The organism is Pseudomonas hefeiensis (assembly GCF_030687835.1).
In the GTDB taxonomy this organism is placed as follows: domain Bacteria; phylum Pseudomonadota; class Gammaproteobacteria; order Pseudomonadales; family Pseudomonadaceae; genus Aquipseudomonas; species Aquipseudomonas hefeiensis.
The window spans coordinates 630,938-647,822 of the sequence record NZ_CP117449.1; the positions used below are offsets into that span (position 1 = coordinate 630,938).

13 protein-coding genes are annotated in these 16,885 nt (G+C 60.9%); 9 read left to right on the plus strand and 4 right to left on the minus strand.

Translation table 11 applies throughout. The features are described from left to right. Positions 1-95 precede the first annotated feature (95 nt). The 8 genes from cpdA (at position 96) to PSH57_RS02715 (ending at position 9,934) form a co-directional block, all read left to right on the plus strand. Complete coding sequence (gene cpdA / locus PSH57_RS02680; protein ID WP_305387670.1) at positions 96-911, plus strand: 3',5'-cyclic-AMP phosphodiesterase; 816 nt, start codon at positions 96-98, stop codon at positions 909-911. 584 nt (positions 912-1,495) lie between these two features. After that, on the plus strand, positions 1,496-1,852 hold the full coding sequence (locus PSH57_RS02685; protein ID WP_305387672.1) for a DUF6124 family protein: 357 nt from the start codon (positions 1,496-1,498) through the stop codon (positions 1,850-1,852). 858 nt (positions 1,853-2,710) lie between these two features. Further along, positions 2,711-3,319: a YqiA/YcfP family alpha/beta fold hydrolase gene (locus PSH57_RS02690; protein ID WP_305387673.1), complete on the plus strand. Its 609-nt coding sequence runs from the start codon at positions 2,711-2,713 to the stop codon at positions 3,317-3,319. Between the two features lie 41 nt (positions 3,320-3,360). After that, positions 3,361-5,265: a DNA topoisomerase IV subunit B gene (gene parE / locus PSH57_RS02695; RefSeq protein WP_305387674.1), complete on the plus strand. Its 1,905-nt coding sequence runs from the start codon at positions 3,361-3,363 to the stop codon at positions 5,263-5,265. Next, positions 5,265-6,257 (plus strand): esterase-like activity of phytase family protein, encoded by a 993-nt coding sequence (locus PSH57_RS02700; protein ID WP_305387676.1) that lies wholly within the window; start codon positions 5,265-5,267, stop codon positions 6,255-6,257. Before parE ends, PSH57_RS02700 begins: the two co-directional genes overlap by 1 nt. After that, a complete protein-coding gene (locus PSH57_RS02705; protein WP_256229289.1) occupies positions 6,254-6,775 on the plus strand; it encodes a retropepsin-like aspartic protease family protein in 522 nt (173 codons plus the stop codon). Before PSH57_RS02700 ends, PSH57_RS02705 begins: the two co-directional genes overlap by 4 nt. A 10-nt stretch (positions 6,776-6,785) precedes the next feature. Continuing rightward, a complete protein-coding gene (gene parC / locus PSH57_RS02710) occupies positions 6,786-9,050 on the plus strand; it encodes a DNA topoisomerase IV subunit A (protein ID WP_305387678.1) in 2,265 nt (754 codons plus the stop codon). A gap of 179 nt (positions 9,051-9,229) precedes the next feature. Continuing rightward, positions 9,230-9,934 carry a PqiC family protein gene (locus PSH57_RS02715; protein ID WP_305387680.1) on the plus strand — a complete coding sequence of 235 codons (705 nt, stop codon included), beginning with the start codon at positions 9,230-9,232 and terminating at the stop codon, positions 9,932-9,934. 257 nt (positions 9,935-10,191) lie between these two features. On the opposite strand, the gene PSH57_RS02720 is transcribed toward PSH57_RS02715, so the two are convergent. Continuing rightward, on the minus strand, positions 10,192-11,709 hold the full coding sequence (locus PSH57_RS02720; RefSeq protein WP_305387682.1) for an AhpA/YtjB family protein: 1,518 nt from the start codon (positions 11,707-11,709) through the stop codon (positions 10,192-10,194). Between the two features lie 133 nt (positions 11,710-11,842). Here PSH57_RS02720 and serB point away from each other — a divergent pair, with 133 nt between their 5' ends. Further along, a complete protein-coding gene (gene serB / locus PSH57_RS02725) occupies positions 11,843-13,057 on the plus strand; it encodes a phosphoserine phosphatase SerB (RefSeq protein WP_305416336.1) in 1,215 nt (404 codons plus the stop codon). A gap of 156 nt (positions 13,058-13,213) precedes the next feature. Here the strand turns inward: serB and PSH57_RS02730 are convergent, their stop codons facing one another. The 3 genes from PSH57_RS02730 to rhdA form a co-directional block, all read right to left on the minus strand. Beyond that, positions 13,214-14,974, minus strand: a complete 1,761-nt coding sequence (locus tag PSH57_RS02730) for a molecular chaperone (protein ID WP_305387684.1) — start codon at positions 14,972-14,974, stop codon at positions 13,214-13,216. Between the two features lie 196 nt (positions 14,975-15,170). Further along, the gene (gene asd / locus PSH57_RS02735) at positions 15,171-16,031 is read right to left on the minus strand and encodes an archaetidylserine decarboxylase (protein ID WP_305387686.1); all 861 of its coding nucleotides are present in this window, start codon (positions 16,029-16,031) and stop codon (positions 15,171-15,173) included. A 19-nt stretch (positions 16,032-16,050) separates the two neighbouring features. After that, positions 16,051-16,866: a thiosulfate sulfurtransferase gene (gene rhdA, locus PSH57_RS02740; protein ID WP_305387688.1), complete on the minus strand. Its 816-nt coding sequence runs from the start codon at positions 16,864-16,866 to the stop codon at positions 16,051-16,053. Between the last annotated feature and the right edge of the window lie 19 nt (positions 16,867-16,885).

Consider the following 16,885-nt stretch of genomic DNA (forward strand, 5'->3'; position numbering starts at 1 on the left):
TGAACCGGTTCCGGTTCGCGGGTTTCCCCTTTCGATCATCACCAGCATAATTGCCGCTTCATCCAATGGCGTGACTGCGCCTGGGAGAGAGCGATTTGCCGAGCGTACCCACCTTGACCACCGCCGATGCGGCGCTGCTGGTCCAACTGTCCGACAGTCACCTGTTTGCCGAGGCCGATGCCTCGTTGCTGGGCATGAACACCCGCGACAGCCTGCAGGCGGTTATTGATCTGGTGCTCAGACAGCAGCCAAACATTGACCTGATGCTTGCCACTGGGGATTTGTCCCAGGACGGGACGCAGCAGTCCTATGAGGCGTTTCGGCAACTGAGTGCGCGCATCGACGCGCCGGCGCGTTGGATTCCGGGCAATCATGACGAGCCGCAAGTGATGGTCAAGGCGGCGGTCAAGAGCGCGTTGCTTGATCCGGTGGTGGATATTGGCAACTGGCGCGTGACGATGCTCGACTCCGCCGTGCCCGGGTCGGTGCCGGGTTTTTTGGCCGAGGAGCAATTGATACTGTTGGCCAATGCCTTGAGTGAGGCGCCGCAGCGGCATCATTTGGTGTGCCTGCATCATCATCCTGTTTCGATTGGGTGTGCGTGGATGGAGCCGATTGGGTTGCGTAATCCTGAGGCGTTGTTTGCGGTGCTGGATCGGTTTCCTCAGGTGCGTGCTGTTCTGTGGGGGCATGTGCATCAGGAGATTGATCAGGTGCGCGAGGGGGTTCGTTTGTTGGCTTCGCCTTCGACCTGTATTCAGTTTGAGCCTGGGAGTGAGGATTTTGCGGTGGGCACGCAGGCGCCGGGGTATCGGTGGTTGCGGCTTTTGCCGGATGGGCGGTTGGAGACGGGGGTTGAGCGGGTGGTTGGGTTTGCGTTTACCCCTGACTATGGTTCCAACGGGTATTGAAGACGAGGCGGCCTTATAGCCGGCCTGTTTCTCCCTGGCGTACACCCGTCAGACCTGTTTGAGCAGGACCTGTGGGAGCACAGCTTGCTCGCGAGGCGGCCTTATAGCCGACCTGCTTCTCCCTGGCGTACACCTGTCAGACCTGTTTGAGCGGGACCTGTGGGAGCCAAGCTTGCTCGCGAGGCGGCCTTATAGCCGGCCTGGCTCTTGCGGGTGTACTCCCATCCAATTGTGGGAGCGGGCTTGCTCGCGAAGGCGGCGGTACATTCGGCATTGATGCAAGCAGACCCACCGCTATCGCGAGCAAGCTTTGCTCCCACAAGATTGGCGGTGGACACTGATCTTATAAACGACCGAAACCAGTGTGGGAGCGAGCCTGCTCGCGATGGCGGCCTGACAGCCGACCAGGGTTGTGGGAATGGTCGGACAAGCGTCCTGACGCAAGCAGATTTTTCCGACGATTTCTGGCGGTTGCCGGGTGGGAAGGGCTGTCGCTAACCTTCTCCCGTCGCTGCAAATTCAGTGGCCGGGCCTGGAAATCCGAAAGAAAAAGGGCGTTATTTCAATCCTAGTGGAGCGCCAACATGTCTGAAGATAACTCTGGGCCAACAAAAAACGATTCCATCTCTCCCGAAGCCAGCCAGAACACCAAAAAACTCGATGAAGCCGCCAAGCGCGCCCTCGACTTTTATCTCGACCCCAAACCTCAACCCAAAAAGAAACCAGCGGCAGACCAACTGTTCACCGTCGTGGAAGTTCTCGACAGCGAAACGCTGTTGGCCAATCTCAGCGAAACCCTCGCCTCAGCCAGCGCCATGCTCAACCACTTGGCCTTCGACTTGGATGGCCCGCGCCGGCATTTTGCTTTCGGCATCCAGCAGATGATCGAGCTGAGTGAGTTGTTGGCGAATCGGGCGCTGGATGTTGTTGATCCGAAATAAAGCTGGACATCTTGTGGCGAGGGGATTTATTCCCCAGCCGTTGCGGGGTGACAGGTGAATCGCATTCAAGCTTTTGGGGCTGCTGCGCTGCCCGACGGGGATAAATCCCCTCGCCACAGCTTCATCTACTTTCTTAAATGAACAGCATTGGGCTTATAGCCGACCTGTTTCTCTGGGGGGTATTCCAATATGTGAGCAGACTCGCTCAGAAGGCGGCGTAACATTCAGCACTGACACAACTTGACTCACCGCTTTGGCTAGCAAGCGGGCTCCCACAGGATAAACGCGATCCCACTAAAACCAGGCCGGCTATAAGGCCGCCTCGCGGAGGACGTTGATCTCGGCGCCCCGTTAACCACGCTGGCCGAACGCAGGCATTGTGGAGTGGGCATCCCGGCATGGATGCCGGGATAGCCGCGCTGGGCCATGGATGGCCCTTCGCGGCGGGCCCACGGAGCAATGCCTTCGTTCGGGCATGCCGAGCCTAGGCGAGGCACCAAGTGGTGGGGCATGAGCGCTTTGGTTACTTTCGCCTGGGCCGGCTTCCGGATTTTCGAAAGTGACCCGCCGTCAGGGCGGAACCCTAAGTGGCCGTTACCGCAGCAATGGATATGTACCCGGTCAACAACATCCTGGCCGGCTGTAAGGCCGCCATCGCGAGCAGGCTCGCTCCCACAGTTTGATCGAAGTACAACCGGGAGAAACAGGTCGGCTATAAGGCCGCCTCGTGAGCAAGCTTTGCTCCCACAGGTGCATTGATCGACGGGTCATAGGAGGCGACAACACGGGCAAATCCCCCCCAATCACCGCAATCTCCCTGTAAACTCCGCCCTTTGCCCAACACCCAGGGATTCGGCAATGTCGGGTTCGATCCTTTATATCCATGGCTTCAACAGCGCCCCGGCGTCGACCAAGGCCAGTCAGTTGATCGACGTGATGGCACGCCTTGGCCTGAGTGACCAACTGCTGGTGCCAGCCTTACATCACCACCCGCGCCAGGCCATCGGTCAGCTGGAACAGGCGATTGCACAACTGGGCCGCCCACTGCTGGTCGGCAGCTCGCTCGGCGGCTACTATGCGACTCACTTGGCCGAGCGCCACGGGCTCAAGGCCCTGCTGGTCAACCCTGCGGTCAGCCCGCATCGGATGTTCGACGGTTACCTGGGCACGCAGAAGAATTTGTACACCGATGAAACCTGGGAGTTGACCCACGACCACGTCACGGCCCTGGCCGAGCTGGAAGTGCCGGCGCCCCAGGATCCGCAGCGGTATCAGGTATGGTTGCAAACCGGTGACGAAACGCTGGATTATCGCCACGCCCAGCAGTATTACCGTGCCTGTGCCTTGCGCATCCAGGCCGGCGGTGACCACAGTTTCCAAGGGTTTGCACAGCAGTTGCCGGCGCTGTTGAGTTTTGCCGGCATTGGCGCCGATTTGTACCAGGCGATCGACTTCACGTCGCTGTGAGCCATCGCCCCTTTTTCATTGAACACTGACGACGAGACCCCATGGCCACTCCCAGCGCTAGCTCTTATAACGCAGACGCCATCGAAGTCCTCTCGGGCCTCGACCCGGTGCGCAAGCGCCCCGGCATGTACACCGACACCAGTCGGCCGAACCACCTTGCCCAGGAAGTCATCGACAACAGCGTCGACGAAGCCTTGGCCGGGCACGCCTGTTCGGTGCAGGTGATCCTGCACGCCGACCACTCGCTGGAAGTCAGCGACGACGGCCGCGGTATGCCGGTGGATATTCACGCTGAAGAAGGCGTGTCGGGCGTCGAGCTGATCCTCACCAAGCTCCACGCGGGCGGCAAGTTTTCCAACAAGAACTACCAGTTCTCCGGCGGTCTGCATGGGGTGGGTATTTCCGTGGTCAACGCCTTGTCGACCCTGGTCCGCGTGCGGGTCAAGCGTGACGGCAACGAGTACCAGATGACCTTCGCCGACGGCTATAAGGCCACCGAACTGGAAGTGGTCGGCACCGTCGGCAAGCGCAACACCGGGACCAGCGTGTATTTCGCCCCGGACCCGAAGTATTTCGATTCACCGAAGTTTTCCGTCAGCCGCCTCAAGCATGTGCTCAAGGCCAAGGCCGTGTTGTGCCCGGGGCTGCTGGTCAGCTTCGAGGACAAGGCCACCGGCGAGAAAGTCGAGTGGCATTACGAAGACGGCCTGCGTTCTTACCTGGTGGACGCGGTCAACGGTTTCGAACGCCTGCCTGATGAGCCGTTCTGCGGCAGTCTGGCCGGTAACAAGGAAGCGGTGGACTGGGCGCTGTTGTGGCTGCCCGAAGGTGGCGAAAGCGTCCAGGAAAGCTACGTCAACCTGATCCCCACCGCTCAGGGCGGCACCCACGTCAATGGTTTGCGCCAGGGTTTGCTCGACGCCATGCGCGAGTTCTGCGAGTTCCGCAACCTGTTGCCCCGTGGCGTGAAGCTGGCGCCGGAAGACGTCTGGGAGCGCATCGCCTTTGTGCTGTCGATGAAAATGCAGGAACCGCAGTTCTCCGGCCAGACCAAGGAGCGTCTGTCGTCCCGCGAAGCGGCGGCGTTTGTTTCCGGGGTGGTCAAGGATGCGTTCAGCCTGTGGCTCAACGCCAACCCGGAGACCGGCCTGGCCCTGGCGGAGCTGGCGATCAACAACGCCGGGCGTCGCCTCAAGGCCAGCAAGAAGGTCGAGCGCAAGCGCATCACCCAGGGGCCGGCGTTGCCCGGCAAGCTTGCTGACTGTGCCGGGCAGGACCCGATGCGTTCCGAGCTGTTCCTGGTCGAAGGTGATTCCGCCGGCGGTTCGGCCAAGCAGGCGCGGGATAAAGAGTTCCAGGCGATCCTGCCGTTGCGCGGCAAGATCCTCAATACCTGGGAAGTGGACGGCAGCGAAGTGCTGGCCAGCCAGGAAGTGCATAACATTGCCGTGGCCATCGGTGTCGACCCGGGCGCCGCGGACATGAGCCAGCTGCGTTACGGCAAGATCTGCATCCTCGCCGACGCCGACTCCGACGGTCTGCACATCGCCACATTGTTGTGCGCCTTGTTCGTCCAGCATTTCCGTCCGCTGGTGGACGCCGGTCACGTCTACGTCGCGATGCCACCGCTGTACCGTATCGACCTGGGCAAAGAGATCTACTACGCCCTGGATGAGGCCGAGCGCGATGGCATTCTTGATCGTTTGGTGGCCGAAAAGAAACGCGGCAAACCGCAGGTCACTCGATTCAAAGGCCTTGGCGAGATGAACCCGCCGCAACTGCGTGAAACCACCATGGACCCCAACACGCGCCGTCTGGTGCAGTTGACCCTGGATGATTTCGAAGCGACTTCGGAGATGATGGACATGCTGCTGGCGAAGAAGCGCGCCGGCGATCGCAAGTCCTGGCTCGAATCCAAAGGGGACCTGGCCGAGGTGCTGGCCTGATGCGCAACGGTTTCGCCCTGGCGTTGTTGCTGTGGGCGGGGGCGGGGGCGGTGGTCGCAGATCCTGCACCGCAATTGAAGTTGCTGTCCGAGCATGCCGTCGAGGATTTGCGTGGCGGTAACTTGTCCGGGCTGGCCGTGTGCGGCGGCGCAATGTGGACGGTGTCGGATCGCGATGATGATCGGATCTACCGCCTCAAGTCCTCTGATGCGCCGGTCTGGCAGGCAGAAGCCGTTGAAATCCAGGTGCCGCCGGTGCCGGACAGCGGTTTGCCGTGGGGTTTGAGATCGCGGACCTGGGCGGCGTCGTACCTGCGCGGCGGCGAGCTGGATTTCGAAGGCATCAGCTGTGACAGCGCCGGCAATCGCTACGTGGTCAGTGAATCCCATGCGGCGGTGTTGCAGGTGCCGCCGACGGGCGCCGCGTCCTGGTTGAAAATCGCACCGGCGATGATTCGTCAGGCGCGGGCCAGCGGCATGTTGCTGCATTTCAACGCTTTGTTTGAAGGCTTGGCGATCAATCCTGCCGGCGATCAGCTATGGCTGGCGGCTGAGCGTGAGCGTCGCGGCGTGTTGCTGATCAAGCGTCAGCAAGCGGTATGGAACTGTGATGGCAACTGCGTGTTACTGAGTGAAGCGGGGAAGCAGATGCAGCCGGCGCAGTTCCTCAATGCCCAGGCGGTATCACGGGACTTCGCGGATCTGTCACTGTTCGACGGCAAGCTGTTTACTCTGGAGCGCAACGCTTATCAGATCTGCCGGCGTGACGCGCAAAGCGCTCAGGTAGAGCGTTGCTGGTCGTTCGCCGACGAAGCGTTGCAGGAGAACCGACGTTATCCACAGGACTATGGCCTGGCCGAAGCGTTGGTGGTGGATGCCGAGGGCGCCTGGATTGGCCTGGATAACAACGACGGCGCACGGGCCGACGGCGAACAGCGGCCGATCATCTGGCGCTTTGCCGCGCCGGACGGTGGCTGGAGTGCCAAGCCATGAGTCCGCAGCCGCCAGGCAAGCGCGCTGGCCGGGTGCTGATGATACTGGCCTGGTGCGCGGCACTGTTTCTGGCAACGCGGTTTTTTGCCCAGTGGGAGCAGCGTGCGCAGAATCCCAATACCGAGGTGTACTCGCAAAAGGGTGAAGGTTTTATCGAGGTGAAGCTGGTCAGCAATAAACAGGGGCATTTTGTCGCCAGCGGTCAGATCAACGGCCAGCCGGTGGACTTCATGCTCGACACCGGCGCCACGGACGTGGCGATCCCGCAGGAGCTGGCCGCGCGCCTCAAGCTGGAAAAAGGTTTCGGTGTGACGTTGAGCACCGCCAACGGTTTGAGTGAGGGTTATCGCACCCGTATCGACCGGCTGCAATTGGGTGACATCGTGTTGCGCGATGTTCGTGCCCTGGTGGCGCCAGGCCTGGGCGGCACGCAAGTGCTGCTGGGCATGAGCGCCCTGAATAAACTTGAATTTACCCAGCGCGGCGGCACCATGTTGCTGCGCCAGACAACGAACTGATGAGGCCCGCATGAGCGACATTCTTGCAGACAGCTTAGACGGCGTAGAGCGCCGGTCGCTGGCTGACTTCACCGAAAGTGCCTACCTCAACTACTCCATGTACGTGATCATGGACCGCGCCCTGCCGCACATCGGCGATGGCCTTAAACCGGTTCAGCGGCGGATCATCTACGCCATGAGTGAACTGGGGCTGGACGCCGATTCCAAGCACAAGAAGTCGGCGCGTACCGTCGGTGACGTGCTCGGCAAGTTCCACCCCCACGGCGACTCGGCCTGCTACGAAGCCATGGTGTTGATGGCCCAGCCGTTCAGCTACCGCTACACCTTGGTGGACGGTCAGGGTAACTGGGGTGCGCCAGACGATCCCAAGTCTTTCGCCGCCATGCGTTACACCGAGGCGCGGTTGTCGCGTTATTCCGAAGTGCTGCTCAGCGAGTTGGGCCAGGGCACCGCGGACTGGGGACCGAACTTCGACGGCACCCTTGATGAACCCTTGGTATTGCCGGCACGTTTGCCGAACATCCTGCTCAATGGCACCACCGGCATCGCCGTCGGCATGGCCACCGACGTGCCGCCCCACAACCTGCGGGAAGTGGCCACCGCGTGCGTGCGCCTGCTGGACGAGCCCAAAGCTACGGTGGAGCAGCTCTGCGAACACATTCAGGGCCCGGACTACCCGACCGAAGCGGAAATCATCACCCCGCGCGCCGACCTGCTGAAGATCTACGAAACCGGTCGCGGTTCGGTGCGCATGCGCGCGGTGTACCACATCGAAGACGGCGATATCATCGTCACCGCGTTGCCACATCAGGTTTCCGGGGCGAAGGTGTTGGAACAAATTGCCGCGATGATGCAGGCAAAGCCGTCGAAAGCACCACAAGTCGCTGACCTTCGCGATGAGTCCGACCACGAGAACCCCTGCCGGATCGTGATCATTCCGGTCAACAACCGGGTTGATCATGACGCGCTGATGCAGCACCTGTTCGCCAGTACCGATCTTGAGTCCAGCTACCGGGTCAACATCAACATCATCGGCCTGGACGGCAAGCCGCAGCTGAAAAACCTGCGGGCACTGCTGGTGGAATGGCTGGAGTTTCGCGTAAGGACCGTGCGTCGGCGCTTGCAATTTCGCCTGGACAAGGTCGAGCGTCGCCTGCACCTGTTGGACGGTTTGCTGATTGCCTACCTCAATCTGGATGAAGTGATCCACATCATCCGCACCGAGGAGCACCCCAAGGCCAGCCTGATCGCGCGTTTCGCCTTGAGCGAAATCCAGGCCGACTACATCCTCGATACCCGCCTGCGGCAACTGGCGCGGCTGGAAGAAATGAAGCTGCGGGCCGAGCAGGATGAATTGCTCAAGGAGCAGGCCAAGCTGCAAGCTTTGCTGGGCAGCGAAGCCAAGCTCAAGAAACTGGTGCGCACCGAGCTGCTCAAGGATGCTGAAACCTACGGCGACGACCGTCGTTCGCCCATCGTCGAGCGCGCCGAAGCCAAGGCGCTGAGCGAACATGATCTGTTGCCGAACGAGAAAGTGACTGTCGTGCTGTCAGAAAAAGGTTGGGTGCGCTCCGCCAAAGGTCATGATATTGACGCGACGGGGCTTTCCTACAAGGCTGGGGATGGTTTCAAGGCTCTGGCGGCCGGGCGTTCCAACCAATTTGCGGTGTTCGTCGATTCCACCGGGCGCAGTTATTCGGTGCCGGCGCATACCCTGCCATCGGCTCGCGGCCAAGGCGAGCCACTGACCGGTCGATTAACTCCACCACCGGGTGCAACTTTTGAATGCGTGCTGATGCCTGATGATGACGGGCTGTACGTTATTGCGTCGGACGCCGGCTACGGGTTTGTCGTCAAGGGTGAGGACCTGCAAGCCAAGAACAAGGCGGGCAAGGCGTTGTTGAGCCTGCCAAACAACGCCAAGGTTATAGCACCGCGACCTGTATCCGATCGCGAGAACAACTGGCTGGCTTCGGTGACGACCGAAGGTCGGTTGCTGGTCTTCAAAATCAGTGACTTGCCGCAGTTGGGTAAAGGTAAGGGCAACAAGATCATCGGTATTTCCGGCGAACGGGTGGCAAGTCGTGAGGAATATGTCACGGATATTGCAGTGTTACCGGAAGGCGCCACGCTTGTGCTGCAGGCTGGAAAGCGTACGCTTTCGTTGAAGGCGGACGATCTTGAACACTACAAAGGTGAACGCGGTCGGCGGGGCAACAAGCTTCCGAGAGGGTTTCAGCGGGTCGATGCACTGCTCGTCGAAAACCTCAATTAAGCGTGCTAGAGCGCTCGGTCTGCGATTAAAAGCCGCAGATCGACGCTTTCGCGCTGGAGTCGGAGCGCATATTCACGGATGATAGGCCCTTTCAAGCGCCGGCGTGGCCGAGCGTTCTTCATATTGACCGAGTATTTTTTCACTGTGGTAAGCCTTGTGGCCGCCACCTGGACGGGACGATGACTGCTCTGCGCCTTCCTATTTTGTGGCTCGCCGGCCTGCTTGGCCTGGCGGGTTGCAGCGTCAATCAGCCAGTATCGCTGTATCAACTCGACAGCGGAAATCCGGCCCAGCCTGCGCAAAGTGCAGGCATGGCGGTATTGCTGGGCCCGGTATTGATTGCCGATTACCTGCAACGCGAAACCCTATTGCAACGCCAACCGGACGGCAGCCTGCAGGCCGCCACCGATGGTCGTTGGGCCGGTAGCCTGTCCTCGGACATCGACCAGTTGCTGCTGCGTCAGGTCGCCGGGCACCTGGACAGCCAGCGCGTGGTACTGGCGCCGGCCACCCAGGGCTTTACCCCGGATGTCCAGGTGTTGTTGTCGATTACCCGCCTGGATTCGGGCGAATCGCAACCGGCAGTGCTGGATGCCCAATGGCGGCTGATTGACCGTCGCGGTAAGGTTCGCGAGAACCGTATCGTTCATCTGCAAGAGCAACATGCCGGCGGTACCGCTGCGCAGGTCCAGGCTCAGGGCGTGCTGCTGCAGCGCCTGGCCGAACAACTGTCCACGGCGCTCAAGCCTTTGGCCAACCAGCCTGCTGTCGCAGATGTGCCTCGCAAATCCGCTCCTGCTGCGACCAAGAAGGTCGAGAAGGAAAAGGACAAGATTCCTATGGCCTTGCCGATCCGTACGGACATGGAAGTGTTCAGGTTCTGATGGTTGAACTGGATGCAAAACAAAGCCCGCGTTGATGCGGGCTTTGTTGTTTCTGCCATTAGGAATCTGTGGTGTCTGTGCTGGCCCTTTCGCGAGCAAGCCCGCTCCCACACTCGATCTTCAATTGGGCGCAGATCTCGTAGCCAATGGAGGTTCACTGTGGGAGCGGGCTTGCTCGCGAAGAGGCCAGTGACGGCAATAAAAAAGCCCGCAGACAATCACTCATCTGCGGGCTTCGCTATTTCAAGTGCTGAGGCTCAGGCCTGGCGCTCATGCATCCGCGCCAGTTGTCGCTCCAGCATCGACGGGTAAGGCTCCATCAGCCTCTCGACGCAGCATGCGCCTTCCGGGCTGGCGATCGGGCGGATGCGGGCGCGCTGGCGGATCAGGGCGTCGTCGTTGATCTTGCGCTCCACCAGCAGCAGGTTGCGGCTGTGCTGCGACAGGGCGAGGGCGTCCTGGGCGGTTTCGGTCAGCAACAGGTCGATCTGGCTCAGGCCGAACAACCCGTCGCCCAAGGTCAGGCCTAATTGCAATTGCAGGGTGATGCCGCTGTCGGCGACTTCGATCTGCAACTGGTGGCCGAGGGCTCGGAGCAACTCGCCGCAGCAAATGGCATTGGTAAGGTAGTCATCCCCGCTGTCTTCGGTGTGGAACAGCATCAGCGTGCTGCCATCGTTCAGGGTGTGCAGTTGGCCCTGATAAAGCGATGCGGCCTGGTCCAGGCAGTCGCGGTAGCGCTCAAGCAGTTCCTTCAGGCGCGCCTGGGGCAGGCGGCGCAGTTGGTCCTGGGCGCCCAGTTGCACGGCCAGTACGGCGCTGTGTTGTGGCAGGTCCGAGGCGACGGGTCTGGCGACCGATTGCGGCTCATCGGCGATTGAGTCGTCACGCAGATCGGCGAAAGCATCGTCGTCTTCATCGTCCTCCACCGTGCGTACCACGCGGCGTAGAGCGGGTTTGGAAACGGGGACCGGTTGGCTTTCGTCGAAGTCCGGGTCACGCAGGTTACGCACTTCGAAACCGGGTTCGGCTTCGTCGTCATCAATGTAGTCGATGTCTTCAGGCTCTGGCACGGGCTCAGGTTCCGGCGCGAAGCTGGCGTGCAGTTGCCGGGCCAGATCGCCTATTTCGTCTTGGCGCTGGGTGGCTGGGGTGTGTTCGTCGATGTCCCGCAACCAGACACGCAATTGCAGCAGCGGCGTAGAAATGTGTCGTCCCAGGCGCAGGCTCAGTGCCAGTGCCAGCGCCAGCAATATCGCGCTGAGGATGCCCATGCTTTGCAGGCTGATGGTCATCGGTTGCTGGAACTGGTCCATGTCCAGGCTGATGCGCAGTTGCCCGGCGGTCACGTCCTGGAAGGTGATCTTGCTTTGGTACATACCGCCGGATTCGCCCAGCAGGCCCGGCTTGGGGCGTTGACCGGCTTCGGCGAGGATGCGGTTGTCCACGCTATAGATGGCGGCGTGTGCCACCAGTTTGTTTTTGGTGAGGTTGTTGAGCAGCACGTTGAGGCTGAGGATGTCGTTGGACACCAGCAGCTCGGTGGCGGAGGTGGCGGTCTGCGTGGTCAGGCTCTCGCCCAGGGCATCAGCCTGCTCGTGCATTGCCTGCTTGAACTGCAGGCCCATCACGCAGGCATAGATCACCAGGGCCAGGGCGACCAGGATCACGTTATGGCTGGCAATGCGTAATGCAATCGGCACGCGACGGTGGCGCAGTGCACGGAAGATCAGCAGAAAGAAATTGTCGGTTTTGACTGGCGTGGGCCGGTTCACTGAGCTCGGCTCTTTGTCCGTGAAATTGACGCGCAGTATAGCGACAGCCCCATGACCGGCAAAGCACCGACGGTGCCCGATGGTCACTGAAAGTGGGTAGAATGCGGTTTTTTTCCACCTGCGGGGGTGCGCCTTGCGCGAAATCGTCCTGATAAACATCACTGGCAGTGACCGTCCGGGTCTGACTGCGGCCATTACCGGCGTTCTGGCCCAGGGTGGTGTGAACATTCTCGACATTGGTCAGGCGGTGATTCACGACACATTGTCGTTCGGCATCCTGGTTGAAATCCCCGACGCCGAACAGAGCAAGTCGGTGCTCAAGGACATCCTGTTCACCGCCTACAAGCTCGACCAACAGGTGCGTTTCACCCCGGTGTCCGAAGCTGATTACCAACATTGGGTGAGCGGCCAGGGCAAGACACGCCACATCGTGACCCTGTTGACCCGCAAGGTCACCGCCGAGCAATTGCAGAGAGTCAGTTCGATCACTGCCAAATACGACCTGAACATCGACCACATCGACCGGTTGTCCGGGCGCATGCCGCTGGATACGCCGGATGACCAGGGCAAGGGCTGCATCGAGTTCTCCGTACGCGGCGAGCCGGCCGATCCCCAGGCGCTGCGTGCCGAATTCCTCAGCGTGGCCCAGGAGCTGAACGTCGACATCGCGTTCCAGGAAGACTCACTGTTTCGGCGTAACCGCCGTCTGGCCGTGTTCGACATGGATTCGACGTTGATCGAAGCCGAGGTCATTGATGAGCTGGCCAAGGCCGCCGGCGTGGGCGATAAGGTGTCGGCCATCACTGAGCGAGCCATGGCTGGTGAGTTGGATTTTCGCGCCAGCTTCAAGGAGCGCCTGGCGCTGCTCAAGGGGCTGGACGTCAGCGTGCTGGACTCCATTGGCGCTTCGCTGCGCCTGACCGAAGGCGCCGAAACCCTGTTCGCCGAACTCAAGCGTTTGGGCTACAAAACCGCGATCCTGTCCGGTGGTTTCACTTACTTCGCCAAGCAATTGCAGGCCAAACTCGGCATCGACTACGTGTTCGCCAATGAACTGGAAGTAGTGGATGGTAAGGTCACTGGCGTGGCGGTCGAACCGATCGTTGATGCCCAGCGCAAGGCCGATCTATTGCGCGAACTGGTCGAGAAGGAAGGCCTGCGCCTGGAGCAGACCATCGCCGTGGGCGACGGTGCCAACGACCTGCCAATGCTGGCGATCGCCGGTCTGGGCGTGGCGTTCCGGGCTAAACCGCTGGTCAAGCAGTCGGCCCGGCAGGCGATCTCCACCCTGGGGTTGGATGGGGTGTTGTATCTGCTCGGCTTCAGGGATCGCGACGGGCAGCTTTGACTCAATCTCCTGTGGCAAGGGAATTCATCTGTGGGAGCAAGGCTTGCCTGCGATAAACGACAACGCGGCCTATAAAAAAGCCGCGGTGCCTGCATCGCGAGCAAGCTTTGCTCCCACACAGAGCTCTCTCTTCACAAAGGGTTATGTGTTGGCGGTCTAAAGCGACTTCCACAACGAATCAAAATTCCCTTCATTGTCGTGGCCATCTACGGTGGTCCCTGAATCCTCCTGGCGATAAGCAAACTGGTTGAAGCTGTGCGTGCTGGTCACCCGTCGGTCCAGGCTGGCGCGGCGTTCCTGGCCGTTAGTATTGATCAGCACTTGCTGACCTTCCTGGAAAGGCAGGCGGGGCGCGATCATGGTGGGTGGCAGGTCAATGGCGCTGATCTCGGGCAGCAACAGTCCTCGCAGGTAGTGATTCTGCTCATCCTTCTCTCGTACCAGTTGCAGCCCGCAAGGCTGGGCATGGGGCGCGACCAGCTCGATACCCATTTGCATGGCACCATTGCGCACCTGTCTGATCCAGCGCACTACGGCGATGCTCCAGGCTTGATCGTTAGTGTCGCGAATGCCGACCATTTCCCCGGCCTGCAGTTGCTCGGGTACCTCTTTCGGCCAGCCGAGGCAGTAACCTCCTGGGCTGTGGTTGATGATGGGCAGGTCGTACGTCGCAAAGTGATGCCGGTTGTCGGAGCTGGCACCGTCGTCATCGGCCGGATTGACCGGATACTCGATTTCTTCATAGGGCAACAGATCACTGTCCCCGGCCGGAGCGGCGTCGAAGGCCTGGCTCCAGGCGTCGTTGGTCTTGCTCGGTGATGCTTCGAACCGGGCCTTGCGCGTTGCAGTGTCCTTCAGGATTTCGCTGAAAGAGCGCTCGCCGCCTAGGTAATAGTGCAAAGCGCTCATGCCCACGCAGAGCGTCAGCGTGCCATTGCCCTCTGTGCGCTGGAAGCTGCGCTCGACCGCTTCGCCCCAGGCGGCTTGCAGGTGATGCAAGGTGTCGGCGCTCATTGCACCAGGCACTGGCAGGGTGTGATCGTCAGGTTGTTCCAGATGAGTGGCAATGGCACGCACCAGTGGCTGTGGATCGAAGCCCAGCAGGCTTGGTTGTTGCTCGGCTCTGAACTTGGAGCGATAGCGCGGCCCGACATCCAGTTGCGGTGCAACGGCGAACAGACTCATGGCGGTGACCGTGGGGTCCAGTGTGACCCTTTGACTCCAGGATTCCAGCACCTCGACGAGCCGCGCAATCTGGCCCTGGCGCAGTTGATTACTGCGTGAGGCGCCCAGCAGCAGGGCGACCACGTAGGTTTGCTCGGCACTCAACTGGTGAACCTGGCTGGCCAGTTCATCGCTGACGCTGAGGTGTTGCAGCCGATGGTGGCAGGCGACTCGATATAGCTGATGCAAATCAAGCCACAGTCCTTCAGGTACCGGGCTATACAACTGGCTGACACGCAGCAGCGCGCCGTCCAGGGCATGCATCGCGCGCTGCAGCGCGGTGCTCAGCAGGCGGGCGCGGTCCTTGGTGTATTTCGGCGAGATACGCGCGACGATCTGTTTATAACCCATGGCCAATTGAGTTTGCAGGGCCTGGCACAGGTTGACGATCTTGCGCGAGCGCTCATCCAGGACGATGGCCTGTTGCAGAAAATGCCGCTCCAGGTGTTTGCAGACGTAATACACCTCGGGTCGCAGCAATTCGAGCAGTTGCAGGCGATTATCGCTGGGCGTGAGCAACTGGTTGAGTTCGCCGATGGCCTGGTACAACAGACGTGCGGTTTCGCCGATATTGGCCTTGGGCAGGTTGGCGATCCAGCGCTTGAGTTCGCGCGGCGTGGCATCGCAGAACGACAGGCGTGACTGTGTCGGTGTCAGAACGCGCGTTAACTGGAGAGGGCTGGTCTCATTCATGCCGTGGATGGGCTCCGGCGGGAAATGAAGGGATGTTTCCAACTCTAGCAGTTGACAGGGAAGCGCGCCGCGCTGGATGTGCTGCGGGAGCAAAGCTTGCTCGCGATGCAGGCGCCGCAGTCTTTTTCAGGCTGCGTTATCGTTCATCGCGGCCAAGCCTTGCTCCCACAGGCCTGCTTCCAAGGGCGGGCGTGAATCAGGCTTTTGGCAATGCCAACCCCTGGCCCATCTGCACAGGCGAACCTGCCACCAGGTCTTCAACCCATTTCACCTGATCCGGGCCGAACAGCACGATGGCGGTCGATCCCAGTTTGAAGCGGCCCAGTTCGGCACCTTTCTCCAGGTGGATCGGCGCGCGGGCGGTTTCGTCGTAGCGGAAGGTTTTCAGCTCGCGCTTGGGCGGAGTCACCAGCCCGGCCCAGACGGTTTCGATGGAGGCAACGATCATCGCGCCCACCAGCACCACGGCCATGGGGCCGCGCTCGGTGTCGAAAATGCACGCCACGCGCTCGTTACGGGCGAACAGCTCCGGAACGTTCTCGGCGGTGGTCTGGTTCACCGAGAAAATCCGCCCCGGGATGTAGACCATTTCCCGCAGGGTGCCGGCCAGCGGCATGTGCACGCGGTGGTAATCCTTGGGCGACAGGTAGATGGTGGCGAAATCACCGCCCATGAACGGCGCTGCGTTGGCCGCGTCGCCGCCCAGCAGTTCCAGCACACTGAAGCTGTGGCCCTTGGCCTGGAATACCCGCCCGTGCTCAATCGGGCCGAGTTGGCTGACGGAACCGTCGGCGGGGCTGAGGATGGCCCCTGGGGTTTGGTCCAGTGGGCGGGCGCCTTCTTTCAGCGCTCGAGTGAAGAACGCATTGAAATGCTCGTAGGCGGTGAGGTCTTCGACCAGCGCCTGGGACATGTCCACCTGATAACGTTTGGCGAACCACTGGGTGAAGGCATTCTTGAACCAGCGCACGCGGCATTCGGCAATGCAGCCGGCCAGGCGAGACAGCAGGTGGTGAGGGAGCAGGTATTGGCTGAGGATGAACAAACGGTTTTTCATTAACTGTCCTTAGGAACCTTCAGAGCTCGATGGGGGTGTCGGGGTGGTTGCCCCATTCGCCCCAGGAACCGGCATAGCCTTTGACTCGCGGATAACCGAGCGCCTTGGCCACCAGATAGGTGAAGCCAGAGCGGTGGTGGGTCTGGCAGTGGGTGATGATTTCTTTATCAGGCGTGATGCCCAATTGTTCGAGGATCTGCGGCATGTCGCTGCGGATGCGCAGGTTGCGCGCCTGATCCATGCCGGCGGTCCACTCGAAGTTGATCGCGCCGGGAATATGCCCGCCTCTGGCCGCTACGACTTTCTCGCCGGAATATTCCAGCGGTCCGCGTGCGTCCCAGATCGCCAGGTCAGCGGCACCGAGGCGGCTTTGCAGGTATTCGCGGGTGGCGGTGGGTTCATCGTGCAGGGTCAGGCTCACCGGGCCTGCGCCGGGCGCCGGCACTTCAGTGGAGACCGGCAGGCCTTCGTCCAGCCACGACAGCAAGCCGCCGTCGAGGTAGTGGTAGTTCGAATGGCCGATCACATCCAGCAGCCAGATAAAACGTCCGGCCCAGCCGCCACCTTCATCGTCATAGACCACGTAGACCGCGTCCGGGTTATGCCCGAGTTCACCGAACAGTGCCTCAAGATCGGCCTTTGCCGGCAACAGGCCCGGCGCCGGGGGCTGGCCCAGTTGGGTGCGCTTGGGGTCGACAAAACGTGCGCGGGGGATGTGCCCGGTGCTATAGCGGGCTGCGCTGGTCAGGTCCACCAGGATCAGTTCGCGGGCGTCGAGGCGCGAGAGCAGGTCGCTCGGCTCGATCACCAGCGGCAAGCCAGAGAAGTCAGGCATGTGAGGTCTCCAGAGGCGC

What these genes read in the sequence shown, in the direction of transcription:
- PSH57_RS02685 (WP_305387672.1), top strand. Translation starts at nt 1,496, where the DNA reads ATGTCTGAAGATAACTCTGGGCCAACAAAAAACGATTCCATCTCTCCC.
- PSH57_RS02690 (WP_305387673.1), top strand. Translation starts at nt 2,711, where the DNA reads ATGTCGGGTTCGATCCTTTATATCCATGGCTTCAACAGCGCCCCGGCG.
- parE (WP_305387674.1), top strand. Translation starts at nt 3,361, where the DNA reads ATGGCCACTCCCAGCGCTAGCTCTTATAACGCAGACGCCATCGAAGTC.
- PSH57_RS02700 (WP_305387676.1), top strand. Translation starts at nt 5,265, where the DNA reads ATGCGCAACGGTTTCGCCCTGGCGTTGTTGCTGTGGGCGGGGGCGGGG.
- PSH57_RS02705 (WP_256229289.1), top strand. Translation starts at nt 6,254, where the DNA reads ATGAGTCCGCAGCCGCCAGGCAAGCGCGCTGGCCGGGTGCTGATGATA.
- parC (WP_305387678.1), top strand. Translation starts at nt 6,786, where the DNA reads ATGAGCGACATTCTTGCAGACAGCTTAGACGGCGTAGAGCGCCGGTCG.
- PSH57_RS02715 (WP_305387680.1), top strand. Translation starts at nt 9,230, where the DNA reads ATGACTGCTCTGCGCCTTCCTATTTTGTGGCTCGCCGGCCTGCTTGGC.
- PSH57_RS02730 (WP_305387684.1), bottom strand. Translation starts at nt 14,974, where the DNA reads ATGAATGAGACCAGCCCTCTCCAGTTAACGCGCGTTCTGACACCGACA.
- asd (WP_305387686.1), bottom strand. Translation starts at nt 16,031, where the DNA reads ATGAAAAACCGTTTGTTCATCCTCAGCCAATACCTGCTCCCTCACCAC.
- rhdA (WP_305387688.1), bottom strand. Translation starts at nt 16,866, where the DNA reads ATGCCTGACTTCTCTGGCTTGCCGCTGGTGATCGAGCCGAGCGACCTG.